This is a genomic window from Cryobacterium sp. M96, assembly GCF_002929845.1.
GTDB classification, from domain to species: domain Bacteria; phylum Actinomycetota; class Actinomycetes; order Actinomycetales; family Microbacteriaceae; genus Cryobacterium; species Cryobacterium sandaracinum.
Genome location: NZ_PJJS01000051.1, coordinates 76,872 through 99,057, shown reverse-complemented (window position 1 = coordinate 99,057; position 22,186 = coordinate 76,872). Strand labels below are relative to the sequence as shown.

Below are 22,186 nucleotides of genomic sequence, written 5' to 3'. Positions count from 1 at the left end.
TGCGCCCCGTTCGTGCGGGAGGATAAGACCATGTCGACAACGCAGCAGCAACCCTGGGTAAAGAACTATCAGCCGGGCGTCCCGGCCGAGATCGAGCTCCCCACGGAGTCGCTCGTGGCGATGCTCGAGCGGGCCGTGGCCGAGGCCGGTGACCACCCCGCACTCGAGTTCTTCGGGCGCCGCACGACGTACACCGAGCTCGGCGACCAGGTCGACCGGGTTGCGGAGGGTCTGCGGCACCTCGGGGTGCGAGCGGGAGACCGGGTGGCCCTGATCCTGCCGAACTGCCCCCAGCACGTCGTCGCCTTCTACGCGGTGCTGCGCCTGGGTGCCGTGGTGGTCGAGCACAATCCGCTGTACACCTCGCGGGAACTCCGCCACCAGTTCGAGGACCACCAGGCGCGCATCGTGATCGCCTGGGACAAGTCCGTGGCCTCCGTTCGCGCCTTCCCGCGCGACATCGAGATCGACCACATCGTGTCCGTGAACCTGCTCCTGGCGTTCCCGACCCTCAAGCGCCTCGCCCTGCACCTGCCGGTGAAGAAATTGCGCGAATCCCGCGAGGCCCTCACGATTGCCGCGCCGGGCACGATCCCGTGGAAGGAACTGCTCAGCCATCTCCCGATCGATCCCGCGCATCCGCGCCCGTCGGTCGACGACCTCGCGGCCCTCCAGTACACCTCGGGCACCACGGGCCAGCCCAAGGGCGCCATGCTCACCCACTTCAACCTGTACTCCAACGCTCTGCAGGGCGAGGCATGGATGCACGGGGCCGAGTACCGCAAGGAGGTCTTCTACGCGATCCTGCCGATGTTCCACGCGTTCGGTATGACCCTCTACCTGACCTACGGCATCCGTAAGCAAGGTCTGCTCGTCTTGTTCCCCAAGTTCGACCCCAACTTGATTCTCGACGCCATGAAGAAGTCGCCCGCCACGGTGTATTGCGCGGTGCCGCCGATCTACGAGCGCACGGCCGTGGTGGCGAAGGAGCGCGGAATCTCGCTGCGCTCCTGCAAGTACTGCATCTCGGGTGCGATGAACCTGCCCGACCATGTCGTGGAACTGTGGGAATCGGTGTCGGGCGGGCTGCTGGTGGAGGGCTATGGCATGACGGAGACGTCGCCGGTGGCCCTCGGCAACCCGTTCCACCCCACCCGCCGGCCCGGCACGGTCGGCGTGCCCTTTCCCTCCACGCTGATGAAGGTGGTCGACCTGGACGACCCCACCGTGGAGGTAGTGCAGGGCCGGCCCGGCGAGCTGCTCCTGAGGGGCCCCCAGGTTTTCCAGGGCTACTGGAACAACCCCGAGGAGACCGCGAAGGCCCTCCTCCCCGGCGGCTGGATGTGCACGGGGGACATCGTGACCGTCGACGCAGACGGCTTCACCACGATCGTGGACCGCGCCAAGGAACTCGTCATCACCGGCGGCTTCAACGTCTCGCCCTCGGAGGTCGAGGCGGTGCTGCGACTGCACGCGGATGTCGTCGACGCGGCCGTCGTCGGCAAGGCTCTCGAACGCGGCGGGGAAATGGTCGTCGCGGCAGTCGAGCTGAAGCCCGGAGTGCCGCTCGATGAGGATGCACTGCGGGAGCACTGCCGCGAGCACCTCGCCGCCTACAAGATCCCGCGCCGGATCGTCACGATCGAGGACATGCCCCGCTCCATGCTCGGCAAGATCCTGCGCAAGCAGGTGCGCGAGCAGGTTCTGCCGGGGCTCTGAGACTGATCAGAGGTGCTGCTCGAGCCGACGCTTCGTGAGCAGGTAGGCCCGGCGCAACCACGGATCGCCGTCGCCGGCCCAGCGATTGAGCACCCCGTCTGCCCGGGCCCGGCCCGGCGCATCCAACCGCTCCACCAGCGGACCCACCACGTCGACGGCGAGCGGGTCGACCAACTCGCGCAGGCGGGCACTTCGCACAAATCCCTCGATCCGGCTCAGGTCGGAGTTGTCCAGCACCCGCACATTCGATTGCAGCAGCACGACGGCCGCGAGACGGCGCTCGAACACCGGCACCGCCCACAGCTCGGAACTCAATGCTGTGATGTCGTCGTGCGTCAGGCCGGGATACCGGCGGCCGGCGTCCCGGATCGTTCCGCGCACCGCGCCGACCGAGGCACCGTAGAACCGCAGGTCGCTGCCCAGCCGCTCCTGCGCCGCCGCCCGGTACGGATCCCCCTCGGCCTGCAGCGTCGCGTCTACGAAGCTGCCGGCGTCACTCACCCCTTCATTCTCGCGTTTCCGGAGGCTGCCGGCGCACCCCGGCCGTTACGCTGAGCGCATGACGACGGCATCGGAGAACACCGTGACGGACGCCCGATCTACCCGCCTGAGCAGCGTCAACCTCGCCGCCGCACTCCTCCTGGTCGCACAGGCCGTTCTGGTCTCCGTGGTCGTCCTGGCCCAGAGCGCCCCGGTGCTGCTGCCGGTCACGGCCGGCTTCCCCGGCGGGCCGGTGGGTTCCCAGGCCGAAGCGCAGGTCGTCGACCTGGCCGCCGTGAACCTCGGGGTGGCCGTCGTCGTCCTGCTCGCCTTCTCCGCGCTCCTACGTCTCGCCGCCGTGACCCCGACGGTCGCCGGCAGCTACCGGCGCGGCCTGGCCGCCGCGCGCAATCCGCTGCGCTGGGTCGAGTACTCGCAGGTCTCCGCGGTCACGGTGTTCCTCATCGCCCAGTTCAACGGCGTCACGGAGGTCGGCACGCTGGTGGCGCTCTACGCCATCACGGCGGGTGCCACGCTGTTCCTCGCACTGCAGGAGCGTGAACCGGCCGGCGGCTCGCTCCGGCCCTTCGTCTTCGGAGCCATGGTCGGCATCGTGCCGTGGGGCATCATCGCCTTCTACCAGGTCGGCGCCGGGGTCCTCCATGACGTGCCCGAACTCTTCGTGCGCACCGTCACCCTCTCGCTGCTCGCGGTGGCGGCCTTGGTCTGGACCAACGCCTGGCTCGGCCGGCGAGCCCACGGCGCATGGGCGCATCCGCACCGAGTGGAGATCGTGCAGATCACCCTCGTCACGCTCGGCACCACGCTGCTGGCCGCGCACGTGGTGTGGGGCGTGCTGCTCTAGGCGAGGTTCGACACCGTCAGGTGCGGGGCCGACTCCAGCAGGGCCTGCTCGAACCCGGCCAGTGCCTCGGCGGGGAGCGACCAGGCCTGCTTCGGGCATCCGTCACCGGGTCTGCCACCCGCATCCGTCGTCACGTTAATACGAAGATTTTTTGGTAAACGCCGGTCTTGGCGCCTGAGCGGCGTGTCGCCAAAATCTCCGAAGTTAGCGACGGCGCGCCGGGTCTCGACGGGCTCGACCGCCGGAAGACGAGCTCGACCGCCGGGCTCAAACGGGCTAGGCGAGCGCGCGGGCCACGTCCAGTCCGGAGCGCACGGCCCGAGAGATGCCCGACGGATGCCCGTGCAGCCGCCCGAAACCGTCTCCCGCCACGAAGATGCCGGGCTGGTCCGCGCTGCGGAAGAACGTGGAATCCGACCCCGAATCTGCAGGCACCACAGCATTCGCATACCGCCAGCGCTTCAACGCTGAGTCCAGAACGCGCACGCCGGGCAGCAGCCGGATCAGCTCGGCCAGCAGCTCCGCCTGCGAGAATGTGGCGTCCGCGTCCCAGGTCGCCTCGCTCCAGAGCGGGCTTGCAATGACCTCGAGCCACACCTGTCGGGCATCGTCCCGGTGCCTGACTCTAATCGTCTCGATGACTCCGTCGGGAGCGGACCAGCCCACGACGTCATTCACGACGTCGGCGCCGTCGACGATGCACAGCAGAACGGCCCGCCTGTCGTAGGCAGCCTCGAGCAGGCCGGGCGCGACAGCGATCCCGCTGCCGCGCAGCATCTGCAGGTTCTGTGGAACCGGCGCTGTGAGAACCACCGCCCGGCCTCCGAACGGTTCCCCCGAGTTGTGCGGCACGACGTGGATGAGACCGGAATTCTGCACGGCGAGGTGGGTGACGAAGGTGCGCCGGAGCGTCGTGCCGCCCGCCCACCGCTTGGCGATATCGCCCGCGGGCTCGTCGAACATCCACTTCGCGTAGCCCTCGGTGTCGGGCACGAACCGGGCTCCCGTTCGGCGGGTGATCTCGCGGGTGACCTCGGCGTCGTGACTGTGAACCGCGTCGACGGACGGGTTCAACAACCGGCCGCCGAGCGGGCGGCTCGCGAGCCGCCCGCCCGGCCGCGATCCCTTGTCGAGGAGGAGGACCGCACGACCGCGCTCCTGCAGGTTCCGGGCGATGGTCAGACCGCAGACGCCCGCACCGACCACGATGACGTCCCACGTTTCCATGTCTGGAGGCTAGTGCACGCGCGTTGCACGCGCATTGCACGCACAGCGCGCCCACCGTGCAGTCGTACGCTTGTTCGTGTCGTCCTAGCTGCCGAGACCTGGCACGGATGCCGCAGCGCTGCATCCGCAGCGCTGCATCCGCAGCACCGCCCACACAAAGGAGTCCCGCATGAAGATCGTTGTCACTGGTGGAAGCGGAAAGCTCGGCCGGACCGTCGTGACGTACCTCGTCGCCGAGGGTCACGAGGTACTGAACCTCGACCGCGACGGTGCCCGCAGCCACGATCTGGTGGTCGTGGACCTCACAGACTACGGCCAGGTCGTCGACGCGGTCCTCGGTGTCGATGACCGGCATAGCGGGTTCGACGCCATCGTGCACCTGGGCGCGATCCCGGCTCCCGGCCTGGTTCCCGACGTGGCCACGTTCCACAACAACATCCTCTCCACCTACAACGTGTTCCAGGCGGCCCGGCGGGCGGGCATCAAGAAGCTGGTCTACGCGTCCAGCGAGACTGTGCTCGGTCTCCCGTTCGACATCGACCCGCCCTATATTCCCGTAGACGAGGAGTACCCGGCCCGGCCCGAGAGCACCTACTCGCTGGTGAAGCACCTCGAGGAGCAGCTGGCGATCCAGCTCACCCGCTGGGATCCCGAACTCAGCATCACGGCTCTGCGCTTCTCCAACGTGAAGGACCCGGAGGACTACGCGGCCTTCCCCGCCTTCGACGCCGACGCCACCCTGCGCAAGTGGAACCTGTGGGGCTACATTGACGGCCGTGACGGCGCCCAGGCCGTGCTGCGGGCATTGCAGAACGCGAAGCCGGGCTTCGAGGCGTTCATCATCGCCGCCGCCGACACGGTGATGAGCCGGCCGAACGCCGAGCTGGCCGCCGAGGTCTTCCCCGACGTCGAACTCCGGGAGGTCGGCGAGAACGACACCTTGCTCTCCATCGACAAGGCCCGACGGATGCTCGGCTACGCACCGCAGCACAGCTGGCGCGACCACGTGTAGCCGTTTCAGCCGATGAAGCAACGGATGCCCCCACCCGGCCGGGCAGGGGCATCCGTCTTTTCGGTGCTGAGTGGTGTGCGGCTAGTTGGTGACCGCCACGAACGCCCGGGAGAACGACCACTGCGGGTTGCTCACCCCGGAGCACATGTACGCAGCGATCCCGCCGGTGCACGGCTGGTCCCGGGTCATTTCCCACCAGCCGAGGTAGTTCAGCGCGTTCGCCTTGGCGAACTTGCCGACCTTGGTCGTGTCGGTGAGCGAGCAGACCTCTCCCGTGTCGTTCAGCCCGATCATCGGCGTGATGCCGATCATGGACAGGCGCTGGGCGTCGGTCAGGCCGGTGTAGCGTCTCGTCCCGAACGAATTCGACGGAGATTCTGCCCAAATTGCCCCAAAACAGCCCGAAAACCGGATTTTTCCTTAAAATCTCCGTCGAATTGGTTCGGCCCTCCGGGCGTAATACAATCGCGCGACACAACCGCGCGACACAACCGCGCGACACAACCGCGCGACACAACCGCGCGACACAACCGCGCGATACAACCGCGCGAGACAACCAATGGCGGAGGACTCAGTGCACCTTGAGCGACAGCAGCTGCGGTCCGCCCGGTGAGCCCACGCTGAGGCCGGCCCACGAAACGAGGGTCCAACCGTCTTCGGGAGAGCCGGACAACTCGACCATCCCCGTGTTCTCGAGGTCGGTCGTGCCCGCGAACAGGGGCGACACATTGCTGGCGCGGGCCGCGGTCCACACGCTGATCGCCGCGCCGTGGCTGAACACCGCCGCCGTGTCGGCACCGGCGGCGGCAGAAGCGATATCGGCGTCGAACCGGGAGAAGAAGCTGTTCCCGTCCAGGCCTTCGGGCATCCTGGCCGCGAGGTCCCCGGTGACCCAGGTCAGCACGGTTTCAAAATAGGTGCGAATGGATGCCCGGTCGCTAAGCCCCTCGAGCGCGCCCGCTTCGATCTCGTGCAGCCCGGTGGCCACCTGAACGTCGAGCTGCAACGCGGTCGCCAGCGGCTCGGCCGTGAGCCGGGTGCGTACGAGCGTCGACGCGAAGATGGCGTCGATGGACTCGAGGCGCAGGGCATCCGGAATCACTGAGGCCTGCCGGAACCCGAGCTCGGTCAGGCCGGGGCCAGGGTGAGCGGTGTCGAGCTGACCGAGCACATTGGCGGGCGTCTGGCCGTGACGGATCAGAAAGAGTCGCATTGTGACACCAGCATAGGCATCGGGCCTGGCGAGAGCCCGCAGGGTGAGATCGTCGCCGCCGAGGGTGACAGCATGGGAGGAGTAAACAGTGCATCCACGAGAGGGAGAAACCCCATGACGATCATCAAAATCAACGCCATCACGGTGCCCGGCGACAACGGCGACGAGCTGGCCCTCCGGTTTGCCGCCCGAGCCGGTGCGGTCGACAACCGACCGGGTTTCGAGGGTTTCGAACTACTCAAGCCGACGGATGGTCGCAGCACCTGGCTGGTCGTCACCCGCTGGGCCGACGAGGAGTCCTTCCAGGCTTGGCTGACCTCGCCGTCTTTCGCGCAGGGTCACCGCGGCGACGCCCCGACGGAGGGCGAAGCACCGGCCCGGCCCATGGGCATCAGCAGTGAGCTGTGGTCCTACGAGATCGCCGGCGGCTCGCCGGCCTGACGCAGTCGCGTCCCCTGCGGTGCCCGAGGCCACGGCGCGTTACACGGAGCTGCGCGGCGGGCGGCCCGGTCGAGCTGGGCCGATGAGCGAACCCCGTGCACACGACGCCCTGCACACCGACGCCGTGCGACCGATGCGGGCCCAGGCTCTGCTGGATGCGTTGAACGTCCGGGTCGTCATCGCCGACGGCGCCATGGGCACCATGCTGTAGGACGGGCCTACGTCGAGGAGGACCGTGCCGAATTGTTCGACGGCACGGTGCGCCACGCGCGGGATGCCTTCGAGGGGTTGGCGGTGATGGAGCCGCTGGTCGCCGTCGCGCGGGGCGCCGACCCGGAATCCGTGGGTCTGCCGCCGCTCAAAAAGCGCATCCACAAGCGCAGTCTGCTCACCGTCACGGAGCCGGACGCCATGCCGGCCCGCTCCGATGTGGTCGCCGACAACCCCGTGCCCGTTCCGCCGTTCTGGGGCACCCGCATCGTCAAGGGGATCGCGCTGGCCGAGTACTCCACGTTCCTCGACGAGCGGGCCACGTTCATGGGGAAGTGGGGTCTGAAGCCCAGCCGCGGCGACGACGGCAAGAGCTACCAGCATCTGGTGGACACCGAGGGCCGACCCCGGCTGCGCTACTGGCTCGACCGCATCCTCGCCGAGGGCATACTCGACGCCTCCGTCGCCTACGGCTACTTCCCGGCCTCAAGCGAGGGCAACGACCTCGTCGTGCTGCACCACGGCGACGACCCGTCGGGCGTGCTGGGGGTCGCCGGCCTGCCCGCCCCCGACGGCGGCTCCGGCGGCACCGTGGATTCCGAACGCCTGCGATTCGTTTTCCCCCAGCAGCGGCGCGACCGGCACCTGTGCCTGGCGGACTTCGTTCGCCCACGCGAATCCGGCCAGACGGATGTCGTCGCCCTCCAACTGGTCACGGCCGGAGCGAACGTCGACACGGTCACGGCAAAGCTCTTCGCCGAGAACAAATACCGCGACTACATGGAGCTCAACGGGCTGACCATGCAGCTCACCGAGGCGCTGGCCGAATACTGGCACTCCCGGGTGCGGGAGGAGCTCGGCCTGGGTGCCGAAGACCCGGTCGAACTGGCCGGCATGTTCAAGCTCGAGTACCGCGGCACCCGGTTCTCGCTGGGCTACCCGGCCTGTCCCGAGATGGAGGACCGCCACACGGTCGTCGAACTACTCAGGCCTGAGCGGATGGGTGTGGTGCTGTCGGAGGAGCTGCAGCTGCACCCGGAGCAGTCGACGGATGCGTTCGTGTTCCACCACCCGGAAGGGAAGTACTTCTCGGTGTAGCCGGTGTAGCCGGTGTAGCCGGTTCGGCCTGGGGTGGTCGGGCGGCCCTGCCTGGCCGGCCCAGCTTCGCTCGGCGGAGAGCGGCCAGTGCGGCCGGGCCTACCAGCACGATCCCGACCGTGGTGGTGATGGCGCGCACGGTGTCCCAGGTGAGGGTCGACGTCACGAGCGTGTACAGGGCGAAGGAGGCGAGGTTCTCGCCGAGCGTGGCGTCGGCCGCATAGGAGATGTCGGTGCCCGAGCCCACCGCGAACGGCCAGAACCAGAGGTTCATCACCAGTCCGAAGAGGTAGGACGCCACGATGCCGTAGGCCACGAGCATCGCGATCTCGAGGCGGGCCGCGCCGATATGTGCGGAACGGATGCGCGGCAGCAGCGCCGCCCCGGCTCCCACCCAGCCGCAGGCGAACATCTGGAACGGGGTCCACGGGCCGAACCCACCCCACAGGGCCGAGGACACCGCGATGGTGAGCAGGCCGAGCAGGAACCCGAAGCGGGCCCCGTAGGCGCGACCGGCCAGGATCAGCAGGATGAACACGGCCTCGACGCCGCCGACGCCGGTGCCCGCGATGCGCACGGCGGCGCCGACCGCGGAGAGCACCCCCAGCAGGGCCACGGTCTTGGCCGTGTACATCTCCCCGTCGAGGGTGAGAGCGAGGGCCACGATCAGGGCCGGCACGAGCGCGAAGGCCACGACCGGCGCGGCCGACTGGGCGTTCTCCGGCAGCGCCGAGGCGAAGAACGGCCAGGCGAAGCCGGCGGCCGCGAGGATACTGCCGCCGCCGAGCACCCAGGCGGTCCAGCCCGTCCAGCCGGTGCGCCTCACGACCGCACCGGTTCCGGTTCGGTGAGCAGGCCGGCGGCCATGATGACCGTCTTCGTCGCCAGGGACCGGGCGAAGTCGCGGTCGTGGGTGGCGAACAGGACCGCCGACGTGTCACTCGAGGCGCGCACTAGCGCGGCGGCGACGATCGCCCGGGCCTGTGGATCGAGGCCGCGCGTCGGTTCGTCCACCAGCAGCACCCGCGGCTCGGCGGCCAGCTGGATGGCCATCACGAGGCAGAGGCGTTCGCCGGCCGAGAGGTCCCGCGGATGCCGCCACATCAGGTGCGCCGCCTCCGCCATGGTGCCAAGCCCGAGTAGGTTCGCGAACCGGAGCGCGGTTCCGATCCCGGTTCCCTTCCCGGCCGGGGGCTTCAGCCGGCGGTCGGCCCGGCGGCACTCCTCGGCCACCGTGACGGCGAAGAGCAGATCGTCGAAATTCTCCGGCACCAGGGCCACAGCCGTGCGGCGGTATCGGGGGCGCAGCTGCGCCACGTCCCGCCCGGCCACGAGCACGCTGCCTCGCGTCGCCGAAAGGGCGATCGCGCGCAGCAGGCTGCTCTTGCCCGCGCCGTTCCGACCCTCGAGCGCCACCAGGTCGCCCGCGTAGAGGTCCAGCGACACATCGTCGACCGCCCGCTCGCGCCCGTGCAGAACCGTGAGGTGACGGATACTCGCGAGCGGCCCCGCAGGCCCGGTGGCGGGGGTGGTCAGGGTGCTCTGACCCTGCTGTGCCGCCTGCTCCGCCGCGACCAGCGCACTCGGCCGCTCGCCCGGGCCGAGCGCATGCACGCGCGCACCGCGGAGCTCGAGCCAGGCATCCGCCGAATTCGACCACTCCCGGGTGTTGTGCTCGGCGACCACGACGCAGACCTGGGTCTCGTGGGCCAGGCGGTCGAGCACCTGCACCACGCGCTCCCGGGCCGGGGTGTCGAGATCGGCCAGAGGTTCGTCCACGAGCAGCAGGATCGGCTGGTTGACCAGGGCGGCGCCGATGGCGACGAGACTGGCCTCGCCCGCCGAGAGCTCCGAGGTGCCGCGGCCGAGCAGATGCTCGATCCCCAGCCGCTCGGCCACCTCGCGCACCCGCTGCTCCACGAGGACCGGTGCGATGCCGCGCACCGCGAGGGCGAAGCCGATCTCGTCCGGCACGGTTTCGGCCACGAAGGAGAGCCGCACGTTCTGGGTGACAAGTCCGACGAAGCCGGCCGTTTCGCGCGGGGGAGTGGCGGCGCGGTCGGCGCCGCCCACCTCGATCGAACCGTGCTGGGTGCCTCCGGCGAAGTGCTGGAAGAGACCGCTCATGCTGTGCAGCAGGCTGGTCTTTCCCGATCCGGTCGAACCGGCGATCACGGTCAGCGTGCCGGGAGCGAGGTCGAGGGTGAGTCCCTCGAGGTGCCAGCGCTCACCCTCGAAGCCGAGTGCGGCATCCGTCATCACGACCGGCTTCTCACACTCGCCGGCTGCCGCCCGCGTGGCGGCGAACCCGCGGGACTCCATGGACGCAGCCAGGCCGAGCGCCCGTTCCACGGTCTGCTCGAAGACCGGCACCAGCAGGGCCGGTGCCGACCGTTCGCCGCGCAACGCACTGGCCGTGCGCACCCGGCGTACCGCGTCGATCAGTGCCGGGAACGTCGCCCAGGCGATCACGAGCGACCGCGACAGGGCGCGCAGCGGGCCCCGGTTAGCGCCCCGGGCGAAGAAGCGGCGCACGTCGACGAGCGCGTTGAGCACACCGAACCCGAGGATCACCAGAGCGAAGGGCAGCGCGCTCAGGGCGGCATTGCCGAGGCCTCCGGTCGTGACGGGCCCGAACAACGCGATGTGGTTGAACGGCCCATCGAGCGGCAGGCGCGGGAGGTCGAGCAGCAACAGGCCGCCGCCGGATGCCCCGCTGAAGGCCACCCGGTAGAGCACCCGGATGCCCACGAACGCTCCGGCAAGCAGCGCCGCCGAGCGCAGGGGGGAAAACCGGAAGCGCAGCATTAGCTTCCGGGGGTGGGCGTCTCGGTGCCGGTCGTGAAGATGAGGCCGACGGACTGGCCCGGTTCCAGCTCGAGGCTGCCGAGGCCCTCCTGGGCGTACTCCCACTCCGCGTCTGCGGTGGGCTTGACCCAGAGCGCCCAGTAAGCGGCAGCGGCGGGCATGGACGCGCAGGTTTCGGTGAACGGGGTTTCGCCGGCCACCTTGATGGTTTCGTCGGCGGCCGGGCGGCCGCCCACGCGGCAGACCACCTGGTCGCCCCACTCCACGGTGCCCTCGGTTTCCACACCGGCGGTCGCCAGAACCGTGCTGGCCGTGATCGTCCCGGCGGTGGCGGTGGCGGTGTCGACGCAGTCCGTGATCTCGGGGGCGTCGAGCGCGCCGAAGTCGACGACGACGCTCACGCCGGCACAGGCCCCGTCGGCCGGAGCGGCGGTGGCGGAGGCGGGGGTGGTGTCGGTCTCGGGCGCGCCGGTGGTGCATCCGCTCAAGGCCAGCGCCACCACCAGGGTCAGGGTGGCCAGTGCTGTCAGCTTCATGTGCTCCAGAATACCCAGCGGCGGGTGAAGTCTGGTTCCTGTCACGCGCTGAGACGGGGGCACCGAGTGTTCACCGGGCCGACACCGGCTGGAGACCGGGAGACCTCCGGGCGTCAGCATGAGGCTCATAGATTCGATGGCGTTGTACCTACCCCCTATGAAGGAGTCGCGCCTTGCGCAAAAAGATCGCTGTCTTTGCCCTCACCGCCACCGCCACTGCCACCGCAGTCGTCGGCATCGCCCCTGCCGCGCTCGCCGCGACCGGCCCGTTCGATTTCGTGCCTCTCGCCGGTTCCGCCTACGGCATGGGCAGCACCGACTGGACCCAGCCGTACCTGCTACCGGAGGGCTTCACCCAGACCCTCGTGCACGACGAAACCGTGCTCGACGTCTACCCCGGCGTCGACGACCTGCATGACATGAACACCCAGAACGAGACCGGTGCCCAGGCCGGCCGCTTCCTCTACAACACTTACGAGGTCGGCTCGAACGGCGCCGTCTCTGTGACCGACCTGAAGACCGGTGCGGTCAGCGTCATCGCGCAGCGCGCGGACTGGAACCGTCTCGATGGCATCCGCTGGACCCCCTGGGGCAGCCTCCTCGTCACGGAAGAGACCACCGGCGGCAAGGTCTTCGAACTGTTCTTCGCGAAGAACGACCCGACCACGGTCGAGCGTATCGAGGAGCGCACCGAGCTCGGAGCGCAACGTCACGAGGGCATCGACGTCACGGCCGACGGCTCCGTCATCGTCATCGACGAACTCAACGGCGGCTCAATCTTCAAGTTCGTGCCGACCGTTCGCGGCGACCTCTCCCAGGGCCGGCTGCACGCCCTCAAGATCACCGGGCTGACGGATGCCGCGCAAAAGTGGAACCAGGCCACCTTCACCGAGAAGGTCGGCGCCTTCGAATGGGTGGCCCTCGACCAGGCGCAGGTGCGCGTCGACGCGGATGCCGCGGCCAACGCGGTGAGCGCCACCGAATTCGGTCGCCCGGAAGACGTCGAGATCATCGGCCAGACCCTTTACGTGGCCAACACTTCCGAGGAGCGTGTGGTCGCGATCGACCTGTCGAAGCTCACCGTCAGCAGCTTCGTCGAGGCCGGCGTGAACGTGCCGGTCGAGGACAAGGCCGCCGGGGTCAGCGGGTTCAACAACCCGGACAACCTTGCCGAGGGCCCCGACGGCGCCCTCTGGATCACGGAAGACAACAGCTTCAGCGACATCTTCCGGGCCGAAAAGGACCGAGACCACGACGGAGCGTCCGACAGCGTCGAGCTCTTCGCCTCGCTGACGGATGAAGGCGCCGAGACCACCGGGATCTACTTCGGCAAGAACCCGAAGGAGCTGTTCGCTACGGTGCAGCACCCCGACAAGGACCTCGCCGACGGCATCTGGAAGATCACGCGCGACTAGCCTCACCCCGGAGGCAGGCTACTGCAGCGCCGAGGTCAGCCGCGCGAGGCCGTCGAGCACGGTCTTGCTGTGGGACTCGTTGTTCCAGTCCGACAGCGTCAGCTCCCGGCTCACCTTCCGGTAGCCTGCCTCCACCTCCCGCATCCGGTCAACGAACGTGCGCCCACGCACCATCAGGGAAGTATCGAAGTGCCGCTTCGTCAAGAAGCCGGCATGAATGTAGCGCGGGTGAGGCGCGGAGGTGCGGGCAGCCTCAGTTCTGCGACAACCCGTGGGTGCCCGGCAGTTCCTCGCTCGACACCGAGCTGAGCAACAGGCTGGTCTCGCTGTTGAGCACGCCCTCGATCGAGCGCACCTGCCCGAGCAGCCGGTCGAAGTCGGCCAGGGTGTCGGTGCGCAGCTCGGCGACGAGGTCCCAACCGCCGTTGGTCGAGTGCAGGGCCTTCACCTCCGGAAAGCCGCGAAGGGCGTGGATCACCTTCGTGATCGCGCGCCCCTCCACTTCGATCAGGGTGATGGCCCGAATCGAGTTCGGGTCGCGGTCCTCCCTGATCCGCACGCCGAAACCCACGACGGTTCCCGAATCGGTCAGCCTCCTGAGCCTGCTGTTGACCGTGGACCGGGTGACACCGAGGTCGCGGGCGAGGCTGGCCACGGGCTCGCGGCCATTCACGCGGAGGGCGGAGAGCAGGCGGCGGTCGAGGTCATCGAGGGGATACATTGCACATAGTGTATGTATATAGAGCGCACAATGCATAGTCATCTGGACAGAATGCGGCAATAATCAAATGGCGGCTGCACATCGCCCATGCATATGGTTGTAAACCTGAACGAGGGGAGACGCACGTGGTGCGCTTTGTAGACGTAGGAAACATCAACCGCTGGGCCGCCGCGACGGGTGTGGAACGCATCCTCACCGACATGGTCGAGTACCTCGAACGGGACTTCCGCCGCTGGCCTACCTTCGACAAGGCGCCGCGCGTGGCCAGCCACTCACCGCTCGGCGTGATCGAACTCATGCCCACGAGCGACGGCGTCACCTACGGCTTCAAGTACGTCAACGGTCATCCGTCGAACCCGTCGCGGGGCCTGCAGACCGTCACCGCGTTCGGCGTCCTCGCCGACGTGCAGAGCGGCTACCCCACCTTCTGGTCCGAGATGACCGTGCTCACGGCCTTCCGCACCGCCGCGACCTCGGCCATGGTCGCCCGCGCGCTCGCCCGCCCCGACGCCGACACCATGGCCATGATCGGCACGGGCACCCAGTCGGAGTTCCAGGCGCTCGCCTTCCGTGGGCTCCTCGGCATCAACCGGCTCCGCGTCTGGGACACCGATCCCGATGCCATCGCCAAATTCGTGCGCAACCTGGCTCCGCTCGGTTTCGAGATCATGGTCGCCACCGGGGCGACGGATGCCGTGGCCGGCGCCGACATCATCACGACCTGCACCGCGGACAAGGCGAATGCCACCGTACTCACCGACGCCATGGTCGGCCCCGGCGTGCACATCAACGCCATCGGCGGCGACTGCCCGGGCAAGACGGAGCTCGACGCGGGCATCCTGCACCGCGCCGACGTCTTCGTGGAATTCACCGCGCAGACCCGTATCGAGGGCGAAATCCAGCAGATGCACCCCGAATTCCCGGTCACCGAGATCTGGCAGGTGCTCCTCGGCGAGGCCGCCGGCCGCACCTCGGCAGAGCAGATCACGGTCTTCGACTCCGTGGGCTTCGCCATCGAGGACTTCTCGGCGCTCCGCTTCCTGCAGGATGCCGTCGACCAGACCTCGTTCTACACCGATATCGACCTCGTAGCCGACCCCGATGACCCGAAAGACCTCTTCGGTCTGGTCACCGCGGGCGCGCCCGTCCTCGTCTGACCCCGGTGTCCGTGCAGGCCCCGTCGGCCGTGGTGCTCATCCGGCCACATTTCTTCTCGCCGAACCCCGAGACGGCCCATGACAACGCTTTCCAGTCACGGGACGCCGGGCACGATGCCGCCTTGGTGGCCGAGGCCGCCTACGCCGAGGTGACCCAGGTAGCAGGCACCCTGGAGGCGCAGGGCATCGCGGTGCACCTGTTCGATGACGACGGGCCGGGCCGCCCCGACAGCGTGTTCCCCAACAACTGGATCTCGACCCACGCCGGGGGTCACGTGGCGCTCTATCCGATGCACGCGCCGAACCGGCGCACCGAGCGCCGGGGTGACATCGTCGAGATGCTCAAGCAGCGCTACCGCGTGCAGGATGTCGTCGACTACTCCGGTCTCGAACTCGACGACGTCTTCCTCGAGGGAACCGGCGCCATGGTTCTCGACCATGCGGCGCGCATCGCCTACGTGGCCCGGTCGCGGCGGGCCGACCCGATCGCGCTCGAACGGTTCTGCACCAACTTCGGCTACGAGCCCATCGTCTTCGACGCGTCTGACGAGAACGGCACGCCGATCTACCACACCAACGTCATGATGTGCATCGCCACGGACTTCGCCCTGGTCGGTCTCGACCTGATCGAGTCGCCGGCCCGGCGCAGCCACGTCGTGGAGCGCCTGGCGGCGCAGGATCGGCAGGTGCTCGCCCTCGACCGCGATCAGATCCGCAACTACGCCGGCAACGCGATCGAACTGCACGGCCGGAACGGACGAATGCTGGCGCTCTCCCGCCGCGCCCTTGGCAGTCTGACTGCCGAGCAGCGCCGGATCATCGAGCAGAGCTGCACGATCCTGCCGCTTGACGTGCCCACGATCGAACTCGCCGGCGGCTCAGTGCGGTGCATGCTCGCCGGGATCCACCTCGACCGTCGTGCTGCGTTCACCAGTCAGGCGGCCGCGGCCGCCTGAGGGCTCAGGCGTTCGACGCTAGAGGCATTCGTCCGGATGGATGCTCCTGGTTGAAGCCCGGCGGTTGCGTCCGCGAAACCAATCCGTGGGGTGTGGCTTCGGGAGGATCTTCGCGACCGCGAGTGCGGCGAACATGACCGTATTGATGGCGACGAACGCCGCAAGGATGGGGAATTCGTCCGATTGGAGCACCGTTGACGGAAGGAGGATTCCGACCGGAACCAGGGCGTGGAGAGCATCAACCATGATGGATCAGGCCACCCTTCGCAGTTCGTCGTTGGGTGCGGAGCGGATGACATGGCCCCACTGTGCCTGCCGGCCCAGGGTGATGTCGATGATCCCCTTGACAAAGACGAGGTCTAGGAACACATCGAAGATCAGCTCGGGGAAAAGCGTGAGCGCCAGCAGGCGTGCCCGTAGACCGCCCGCCCAGACCGACACGACACGTGCGGCGATGAAAACGAGACCGAGGCCAGCCCGAACGGAAACCAGACCCACGAATCGATCGCCAGAAGCGTCACAAGCATGAGCAGCAGGAACGCGCTGAGCGCGATGAAGCTGTAGCCCAGGCCCAACTGCTGGGCCCAGTACCGGAAGGTGAAGGGTGAGACGCCGCATGCCCCGATGTTCTCCAACGCGCCCCGTTGCCAGCGCAGGCGTTGTACCCACAGAGTGCGAACGGTTGGCATTGCCTCGGTGACCACCGTGCACTTTGAGGGAGAGATGATGAGCGCTCCCAGCGACTTCAGGGCAATGGTGAGTTCGTTGTCTTCCGTGAGCGCGGCGGTGTCATAGACATCCCCGCTGGCACCGGCGACGGCGACTGTCACGGGAGTACCGAATGTACTCGTTGCGCTGGAACTGACCGAGAAGCCCGGAACCTTCCTCTCCGTAGAACAACCCACCGACCGCGATCAGCGCACGATCGCTGGTGAAGCGACTAACGGCGGCTTCCAGAAAGCCGTCGTCGAGACGTGTGTCGGCATCCAGGACCATGATGAGGTCGTTGTCGCCCTGGCCCGGTAGGAGCACCTTCAGGATTTGATTGAGCGCCCCGGCTTTCTTGAATGTGTTCCGGCGAGATTCGAAGATCTCCACCCCCAGCGATCGGGCAATGTCGACGGTCCCGTCGGTGCAGTTATCCGCCACGACCACGACGCGTTCCGGGCGGTGCGACTGGGCGAGCAGCGATGACAGTGTCGCGAAGATCGATGCCTCTTCGTTGTGCGCGGGCACCAGAACGGTCACGGTCACGGCGCCGGCGAAGACTCCGCGCGTTCTTGCCATCGCGATTCCCGCCGAGAGGGGAGTGGTGCGCTGGTTCAAAGACCGACGGGCCTTGCTCGACGTTCCTCGTTCGAGCATCGCAATTCCTGCGGCGACGACAAACCAGAGGAGGGCCGCTGCACCTCCAGCCACAAGCCCGATGACGACGCCGACGCCGCGATCGAAAGTCTTTGCCCCGATGAGCGCAGATCAGCAGAGTAGGGGGACCTCGACCCTCCCGCTGCTGCTCCCGCTCCGGAAGAACTCGATCGCCGCCTCCCGGAACGCGCGTGACGTCGGGGCGTTGAAGTGATTGCGCCCGGGGATCTCGAAGAATCCTCCGCTCGGCGTGGCCGCGGCAAGTACCTTGGAGGCCTCGAGGATGCTGTCTTTGGTCCCGGTGGCGAAGAGCACGGGCTGAGTCGGCGCGTTGTCGGCGCCGGGTTGGGGGCCGCCGCGCATTCCCTCGACGAGGGCCACGAGGGCTTTGAGGTCGTTGCCGGGCAGCGCGCGGGCCATGGTCAGGTAGGCCCCGGTAAGGCGGTCGGCGACCTCGGTGCCGTGCTCGATATGAGCGCGGGCATCCGTGACCTTGAAGCGTCTGAGGGGGTCGCCGTCGGGTATGCCGCCGAGCACGGCCCGCGAGATGCGTCCCTCCAGTTCGCGGGCGGCCTGCCAGCCCACGCGGGCGCCGAGGGAGTATCCCGCGTAGGCGACCTCGTCGAGCAGGTAGGCGTCGAGTACCTGCAACACGTCGTCGACCAACGCCTCCATCGTGTAGTCGGCGGGGGAGCGGGGCTTGTCGCTCAGGCCGTGCCCGCGCTGGTCGATCGCGATCAGGTGGAAGCCGGCGCGGATGAGATCGCGCGTCCAGCCGGTGACGTGCCAATTGGCGACGGCGCTGGAGGCGAAGCCGTGCACGGCGAGCACGGTGGGGGCGCTCGAATCTCCGAATTCGTAGGTGGCCAGGTTGACTCCATCGGCCGAATAGACGAAGCGGTGCGGTGGGGCGGTGCGTTGTGACATCACGGACCATTGCATCACGACCATCCGGATTTCGGCCCACCAGGTCGACTTTTGGGCAATCCCGCCACCCTGCTTTGCCAGTGCTTTGCCAGCTAAAAATGAGGATATGTCCAGAAATCCCGGGCAGTCTTGAAGGTTCGCCCGGCCGGGTCCCCGACCGAGGAACGTCGAAAAAGAAGCGTGAGCGCAGCCGCGCGCGATTCGCCCAGTGAAAGTTATGCCAAACTCAGACTCGTCTTCCCCTTTGTCCGTCCTTTTCCCCAGTTCAAACCCTGAATCAGACGCCACTCCGGTCCGTGCGGCAGCCGCGATCGGCACCGACGTCGGACTCACCCGCCATCAGGAAACGCGTCGCCGGCGTGGACGAAGCCGCCTACTCGTGGCCGGCGCCGTCATCGCCGTTGGCGCCATCGTGGGCAGTGGATTCTCCGCCCAGTCTGCGTCGCAGGCTGCCGCGGACGAGCAAAAGAAACGCATCATTGCCACCGCAGCTCTGGCAGCCGCCACCGGCCCTCATCCCGAGCAGGCAGGCAGTCTCGACGGAGTCGTCCCGGCCCACGCCTCCGCGAGCGCCCGCACCGCCCTTGCCGGTGCCACCGGCGTGATCGCGGCGGCCCAGGGCAAGACGGATGTCTCGGCCCTCTCGAGCACCGTCGCCTCGCTCAGCGAGTACTCGCTTCTGGCTCCCGAACGAGTTTTCGATCTTGTGGAGCAGGTCACTGCCGAAGCCGAGGTCGTGAAGGCCTCGACCGCCGAGGCCGATCGCATCGCCGCGGAGCAGGCCGCGGCTGCTGGTCAGGCTGCCGCAGCTGCTCAGGCTGCCGCAGCTGCTCAGGCTGCCGCGGATGCCCAGGCGCAGGCCGCGGCCCAGGCGGCGGCTCCGAAGCCGGCAGCACCCAAGCCGGTCGCGCCCGCCCCGGCACCGCCCCGCCCCGCCGCCCCCACGAACCCCAGCGGAGCCCAGGCGATCGCCCGGGACATGATGGCGTCCAAGTACGGCTGGGGCGCCGACCAGCTCGGATGCCTGGTCAGTCTCTGGAACAAGGAGTCCGGCTGGAACGTCAACGCCTACAACGCCTCGAGCGGTGCCACCGGCATCCCGCAGGCCCTGCCCGGCAGCAAGATGGCCTCGGCCGGCGCCGACTGGGCGACCAACCCGGCCACCCAGATCTCCTGGGGTCTGAACTACATCGCGGAGCGCTACGGCGATCCCTGTGGAGCGTGGTACAAGTCGGTGGCCTCGGGCTGGTACTGATGGTCAACATCTTCGAAAAGTCATGTAGATTTTCTGCGTATCACTAGAACTGAAATTCCATCAGTGCTAAAATCAGGGTATGGAAAACCTGGCCGATCTCAGCGACATCGAGGACTTCGACATCGAAGAGCTTGACGACGGCGGCGCGCTCGGCGTCGTGACGGCCGAAACGTCCGGTGATGCGGCTTCCCTCGATCGCAGAATGAGTGTCCTGGCCGAGCTGGTCTCCGCGGCCGCGGCCGCCGACCGACTGCTCGCCGCGGCGTCGGCGGCGCGGGCCGAGGCGGTCGACGAGGTGCGGGCCTGGTGCCTGTCCAATGAGCTTGCCGTCGAACGTGATCGCGCCCGCCGGACGGCTCGGGCCGAGGCCGTCGAACAGGGGCTCACGCCGCCTGCCGACAGCGCGGCCGACAGCGCGGTTGACAGCGGTTCGGTTTCGGCCGGCGTGGCCGATTCCCGGTGGAACGCCCTTGAGATCGCCTACCGCACCGCGATCTCCGAACTCGCCTGTGCGTTGCACATCTCCCAGGCTTCGGCCTCCAATCTGATGGCGCAGAGCGAGGCGCTCACCGGCACATTCACCGCCAGCCGCAATGCCCTCGCGGCCGGCCAGATCAGTTACGCGCACGTGCGGGTCCTGATCGAGCACGCCAATTCTCTTCCGACGGCGGCCCGCGCCGCCTTCGAGGCCGAGATGCTGCCCCAGGCGAAACGGCTCACCGTGCCCCGGTTCGACCGCACGGCCCGCCGCCTGCGGGAGAAGTCGCATCCGGAGTCGATTACCGTGCGCCGCAGCAAGAGCCAGGCCGACCGCACCCTCATGTTCGAGCCGGCCGCAGACGGCATGGGGTGGCTGCACAGCTACCAGCAGCTGCCGGTTGCCCAGGCGATTTTCCACCGAGTCAACGACATGGCGGCCAGTCTGCAGGGCCCCGACGAGCACCGCACCCTGGCCCAGCTCCGAGCGGATGCCTTCGCGGCACTGGTGGTCGACGGCGTCACCCCCGCGGGGCTCGGCCGGGGCATCCGCGCCACCGTGAACGTGACGGTGCCGGTGCTCACCCTCCTCGGCCGCAGCGACGAGCCGGGTCACCTTGAGGGGTGCGGGCCGATCGACCCCGAGACGGCCCGGGAACTGGCGGCCGGAGCGCCGAGCTTTACTCGCATCCTGGTCCATCCCGAGACCGGCGTGATGCTGTCGGTCGGCCGAGATCAGTACCGGGTGCCGAAGGACCTCCGGCGGCTCCTTGTGATTCGAGACGAAACCTGTCGATTCGCCGGCTGTAACCGACCGGCGGCCCGCGCCGAGATGGACCACAGCCACGAATGGCAAGAAGACGGCATCACTCGGTACGACAACCTCGCCAGCCTCTGCGCGCCCGACCACCGGTTGAAGACCCAAACCAACTGGACGGTGACCCAGTCGCCGGGCGGCGAGCTCCACTGGACTGCGCCCAGCGGTCTCCACTACAGGTCCGATCCGGCAATACCCTTCGAGCCTCCGGGCGCCGTCGACGACCCACCGCCCTTCTAGGGCCGGCGTCCAGGGTCACAATGTCTGCTGAAGCTCCCTCTCGTGCTCGCGGGAGCCCAGACCGACAAGGGCGGCTGGGCATTGGCTGGCTACGAGGAGGACAAGAAGCTGGCCGGGATCGTAACGGCCGCAGTGTTCGTGACATCCGCGATCTCCTCCGGGGGTCGCGAACACGTGCAAGCCGAAGCAGGTCAGGGCGTAGCCTCAAGCCATGAAGCGTGCGCTCGCAATTGCCCTGGTGTCGGCCCAGTTCCTGCTGCTCCTGGCCCTGGCCCTCCTGCCCCACGGCGCACTGTGGCCGGTGCACCTCGCCGTTGTCTTTGGCGCGATCGTGCTTGCTGTCGCCGGCGCGGTCTTCGCCGTGCTCGGCATGCTCGGCCTCGGACCGGCCCTCACCGCGAGCCCGATTCCGCGGGAACACGCGCCTCTGGTCACCACTGGTGTCTACGGTCTTGTGCGCAGCCCCATCTACACCGGTCTGATGATCTGCGGCCTTGGGCTTGTGCTGCTCGGTGCATCGGTCTGGCATCTCGTAGCCTGGCTCGCCCTCGTTCTGCTGCTGGCGGGCAAGGCACGCTGGGAAGAGCGGATGCTCGTCGCCGAGCACCCGGACTACGCCGCTTACGGCGCCCGCGCCGGCCGCTTCCTCCCCGGGATGGGCCGGCTGAAGCCGTGACGTGGTGAACCAATTCGACGGAGATTTTGGAGCACAAGTGCTTTTCGGCCGGGTTTTGGGACATTTCGGCCAGGGTCTCCGTCGAATTCGTTCAGGACGCGGAGAGGAACACGACGGCTGAAACACGACGGCTGGAACACGACGGCTGGAACACGACGGCTAGACGAAGACCAGAACCAGCCGCACGACGACAGCCAGAATCGCGACTCCCGACAGGGCCAGCGACGCGAGCACCAGCCCTCGCCCTCGGGCGCCGGCCGGGATCACACTGAAAGCCCGCAATGAAAGGGAAAGCCCGATCAGGGCAACGAACAGCGCGGGAAACGGCAGCAGCACCGCGAGGACGACGCTGACGACCGACACCCAGAAACCCGGCACCCGGCCGGGCGTCTTCGACCAGTCCAGGTGGGGCGCACCGAGATTGAGCAGGTTGTTGCCCTCCATATTCGCGCGCGGGTCGGTCACGTGTCGCTCCTTCAGCTTGTCCTGACAGTCTCACACGCGCCACGAGCGCCTGCCCGCGTGTCGGCCCGCACGCGAGGACCGTTACCCTTAAGGAGGCCCGGGAAGG

Annotated in this window: 26 protein-coding genes and 1 pseudogene; 12 read left to right on the top strand and 15 right to left on the bottom strand. The window is 68.1% G+C overall.

The features are described 5' to 3' along the window. Positions 1-30 precede the first annotated feature (30 nt). Positions 31-1,719 (top strand): long-chain-fatty-acid--CoA ligase, encoded by a 1,689-nt coding sequence (locus CXY79_RS11530; protein WP_104101486.1) that lies wholly within the window; start codon positions 31-33, stop codon positions 1,717-1,719. A 6-nt stretch (positions 1,720-1,725) separates the two neighbouring features. On the opposite strand, the gene CXY79_RS11525 is transcribed toward CXY79_RS11530, so the two are convergent. Next, entirely contained in the window at positions 1,726-2,220 is a 495-nt protein-coding gene (locus CXY79_RS11525) for a DNA alkylation repair protein (RefSeq protein ID WP_104101483.1), read from the bottom strand. A gap of 58 nt (positions 2,221-2,278) precedes the next feature. Between CXY79_RS11525 and heR the strand changes: the two genes are divergently transcribed. Further along, the gene (heR, locus tag CXY79_RS11520) at positions 2,279-3,064 is read left to right on the top strand and encodes a heliorhodopsin HeR (RefSeq protein WP_104101481.1); all 786 of its coding nucleotides are present in this window, start codon (positions 2,279-2,281) and stop codon (positions 3,062-3,064) included. Here heR and CXY79_RS16015 read toward each other — a convergent pair. Together CXY79_RS16015 and CXY79_RS11515 are read right to left on the bottom strand one after the other, a co-directional pair. Continuing rightward, positions 3,061-3,198 (bottom strand): hypothetical protein, encoded by a 138-nt coding sequence (locus tag CXY79_RS16015; RefSeq protein WP_158250276.1) that lies wholly within the window; start codon positions 3,196-3,198, stop codon positions 3,061-3,063. The two genes, heR and CXY79_RS16015, sit on opposite strands and share 4 nt — an antisense overlap. 142 nt (positions 3,199-3,340) lie before the next feature. Beyond that, positions 3,341-4,291: an FAD-dependent oxidoreductase gene (locus CXY79_RS11515; RefSeq protein WP_104101479.1), complete on the bottom strand. Its 951-nt coding sequence runs from the start codon at positions 4,289-4,291 to the stop codon at positions 3,341-3,343. A 169-nt stretch (positions 4,292-4,460) separates the two neighbouring features. Here CXY79_RS11515 and CXY79_RS11510 point away from each other — a divergent pair, with 169 nt between their 5' ends. Beyond that, the gene (locus CXY79_RS11510) at positions 4,461-5,303 is read left to right on the top strand and encodes an NAD(P)-dependent oxidoreductase (RefSeq protein ID WP_104101476.1); all 843 of its coding nucleotides are present in this window, start codon (positions 4,461-4,463) and stop codon (positions 5,301-5,303) included. 81 nt (positions 5,304-5,384) lie between these two features. Here the strand turns inward: CXY79_RS11510 and CXY79_RS11505 are convergent, their stop codons facing one another. After that, on the bottom strand, positions 5,385-5,615 hold the full coding sequence (locus CXY79_RS11505; protein ID WP_104101473.1) for a hypothetical protein: 231 nt from the start codon (positions 5,613-5,615) through the stop codon (positions 5,385-5,387). A gap of 259 nt (positions 5,616-5,874) precedes the next feature. Beyond that, positions 5,875-6,516: a histidine phosphatase family protein gene (locus CXY79_RS11500; RefSeq protein WP_104101471.1), complete on the bottom strand. Its 642-nt coding sequence runs from the start codon at positions 6,514-6,516 to the stop codon at positions 5,875-5,877. A gap of 114 nt (positions 6,517-6,630) precedes the next feature. Here CXY79_RS11500 and CXY79_RS11495 point away from each other — a divergent pair, with 114 nt between their 5' ends. From CXY79_RS11495 to CXY79_RS11490, 3 genes and pseudogenes are all read left to right on the top strand, one after another. Further along, positions 6,631-6,957 (top strand): antibiotic biosynthesis monooxygenase, encoded by a 327-nt coding sequence (locus tag CXY79_RS11495; RefSeq protein ID WP_104101469.1) that lies wholly within the window; start codon positions 6,631-6,633, stop codon positions 6,955-6,957. A gap of 82 nt (positions 6,958-7,039) precedes the next feature. Next, positions 7,040-7,168 carry a hypothetical protein gene (locus CXY79_RS16735; protein WP_255409034.1) on the top strand — a complete coding sequence of 43 codons (129 nt, stop codon included), beginning with the start codon at positions 7,040-7,042 and terminating at the stop codon, positions 7,166-7,168. Next, positions 7,153-8,265 (top strand): annotated as a pseudogene (locus CXY79_RS11490) (vitamin B12 dependent-methionine synthase activation domain-containing protein); the annotation flags it as partial. The gene CXY79_RS16735 and the pseudogene CXY79_RS11490, both read left to right, overlap by 16 nt. Here the strand turns inward: CXY79_RS11490 and CXY79_RS16510 are convergent. Genes CXY79_RS16510 through CXY79_RS11480 form a run of 3 tightly spaced genes read right to left on the bottom strand, consistent with a single transcriptional unit; the run spans position 8,153 to position 11,609 of the window. After that, complete coding sequence (locus CXY79_RS16510) at positions 8,153-9,091, bottom strand: ECF transporter S component (protein ID WP_233191438.1); 939 nt, start codon at positions 9,089-9,091, stop codon at positions 8,153-8,155. The pseudogene CXY79_RS11490 and the gene CXY79_RS16510 sit on opposite strands and share 113 nt — an antisense overlap. Continuing rightward, complete coding sequence (locus tag CXY79_RS11485) at positions 9,088-11,073, bottom strand: ATP-binding cassette domain-containing protein (RefSeq protein WP_233191437.1); 1,986 nt, start codon at positions 11,071-11,073, stop codon at positions 9,088-9,090. Before CXY79_RS11485 ends, CXY79_RS16510 begins: the two co-directional genes overlap by 4 nt. Further along, complete coding sequence (locus CXY79_RS11480) at positions 11,073-11,609, bottom strand: hypothetical protein (RefSeq protein WP_104101464.1); 537 nt, start codon at positions 11,607-11,609, stop codon at positions 11,073-11,075. The genes CXY79_RS11485 and CXY79_RS11480 overlap by 1 nt, the downstream gene beginning before the upstream one ends. A gap of 173 nt (positions 11,610-11,782) precedes the next feature. On the opposite strand from CXY79_RS11480, the gene CXY79_RS11475 reads away from it, so the two are divergent. Continuing rightward, positions 11,783-13,024 carry an alkaline phosphatase PhoX gene (locus tag CXY79_RS11475; RefSeq protein ID WP_233191436.1) on the top strand — a complete coding sequence of 414 codons (1,242 nt, stop codon included), beginning with the start codon at positions 11,783-11,785 and terminating at the stop codon, positions 13,022-13,024. Positions 13,025-13,042: 18 nt separating this feature from the next. On the opposite strand, the gene CXY79_RS16010 is transcribed toward CXY79_RS11475, so the two are convergent. Further along, positions 13,043-13,198, bottom strand: a complete 156-nt coding sequence (locus CXY79_RS16010) for a hypothetical protein (RefSeq protein WP_158250275.1) — start codon at positions 13,196-13,198, stop codon at positions 13,043-13,045. Positions 13,199-13,277: 79 nt separating this feature from the next. Further along, entirely contained in the window at positions 13,278-13,745 is a 468-nt protein-coding gene (locus CXY79_RS11470; RefSeq protein WP_104101462.1) for an Lrp/AsnC family transcriptional regulator, read from the bottom strand. A gap of 125 nt (positions 13,746-13,870) precedes the next feature. On the opposite strand from CXY79_RS11470, the gene CXY79_RS11465 reads away from it, so the two are divergent. Then, positions 13,871-14,902 carry an ornithine cyclodeaminase gene (locus CXY79_RS11465; protein ID WP_104101460.1) on the top strand — a complete coding sequence of 344 codons (1,032 nt, stop codon included), beginning with the start codon at positions 13,871-13,873 and terminating at the stop codon, positions 14,900-14,902. A gap of 5 nt (positions 14,903-14,907) precedes the next feature. Then, positions 14,908-15,858, top strand: a complete 951-nt coding sequence (gene ctlX / locus CXY79_RS11460; protein WP_198411465.1) for a citrulline utilization hydrolase CtlX — start codon at positions 14,908-14,910, stop codon at positions 15,856-15,858. 18 nt (positions 15,859-15,876) lie between these two features. Here the strand turns inward: ctlX and CXY79_RS11455 are convergent, their stop codons facing one another. From CXY79_RS11455 to CXY79_RS11445, 4 genes are all read right to left on the bottom strand, one after another. After that, positions 15,877-16,104, bottom strand: coding sequence for a hypothetical protein (locus CXY79_RS11455; protein WP_104101456.1), 228 nt, complete (start codon positions 16,102-16,104; stop codon positions 15,877-15,879). Positions 16,105-16,235: 131 nt separating this feature from the next. Then, positions 16,236-16,688 (bottom strand): glycosyltransferase family 2 protein, encoded by a 453-nt coding sequence (locus CXY79_RS16505; protein WP_233191435.1) that lies wholly within the window; start codon positions 16,686-16,688, stop codon positions 16,236-16,238. After that, a complete protein-coding gene (locus tag CXY79_RS16500; RefSeq protein WP_233191434.1) occupies positions 16,648-17,145 on the bottom strand; it encodes a glycosyltransferase family 2 protein in 498 nt (165 codons plus the stop codon). The genes CXY79_RS16505 and CXY79_RS16500 overlap by 41 nt, the downstream gene beginning before the upstream one ends. A gap of 189 nt (positions 17,146-17,334) precedes the next feature. After that, complete coding sequence (locus CXY79_RS11445; RefSeq protein WP_233191433.1) at positions 17,335-18,150, bottom strand: alpha/beta fold hydrolase; 816 nt, start codon at positions 18,148-18,150, stop codon at positions 17,335-17,337. Positions 18,151-18,529: 379 nt separating this feature from the next. On the opposite strand from CXY79_RS11445, the gene CXY79_RS15705 reads away from it, so the two are divergent. The 3 genes from CXY79_RS15705 to CXY79_RS11430 all read left to right on the top strand — a co-directional run bounded on the left by CXY79_RS15705 (position 18,530) and on the right by CXY79_RS11430 (position 21,615). After that, positions 18,530-19,405: a transglycosylase SLT domain-containing protein gene (locus CXY79_RS15705; RefSeq protein WP_233191432.1), complete on the top strand. Its 876-nt coding sequence runs from the start codon at positions 18,530-18,532 to the stop codon at positions 19,403-19,405. A gap of 79 nt (positions 19,406-19,484) precedes the next feature. Further along, positions 19,485-20,939, top strand: coding sequence for an HNH endonuclease signature motif containing protein (locus tag CXY79_RS11435; RefSeq protein WP_104101454.1), 1,455 nt, complete (start codon positions 19,485-19,487; stop codon positions 20,937-20,939). A gap of 211 nt (positions 20,940-21,150) precedes the next feature. Continuing rightward, entirely contained in the window at positions 21,151-21,615 is a 465-nt protein-coding gene (locus tag CXY79_RS11430) for an isoprenylcysteine carboxylmethyltransferase family protein (RefSeq protein WP_104101452.1), read from the top strand. Between the two features lie 159 nt (positions 21,616-21,774). On the opposite strand, the gene CXY79_RS11425 is transcribed toward CXY79_RS11430, so the two are convergent. Next, complete coding sequence (locus CXY79_RS11425; RefSeq protein WP_104101449.1) at positions 21,775-22,080, bottom strand: hypothetical protein; 306 nt, start codon at positions 22,078-22,080, stop codon at positions 21,775-21,777. Positions 22,081-22,186 lie beyond the last annotated feature (106 nt).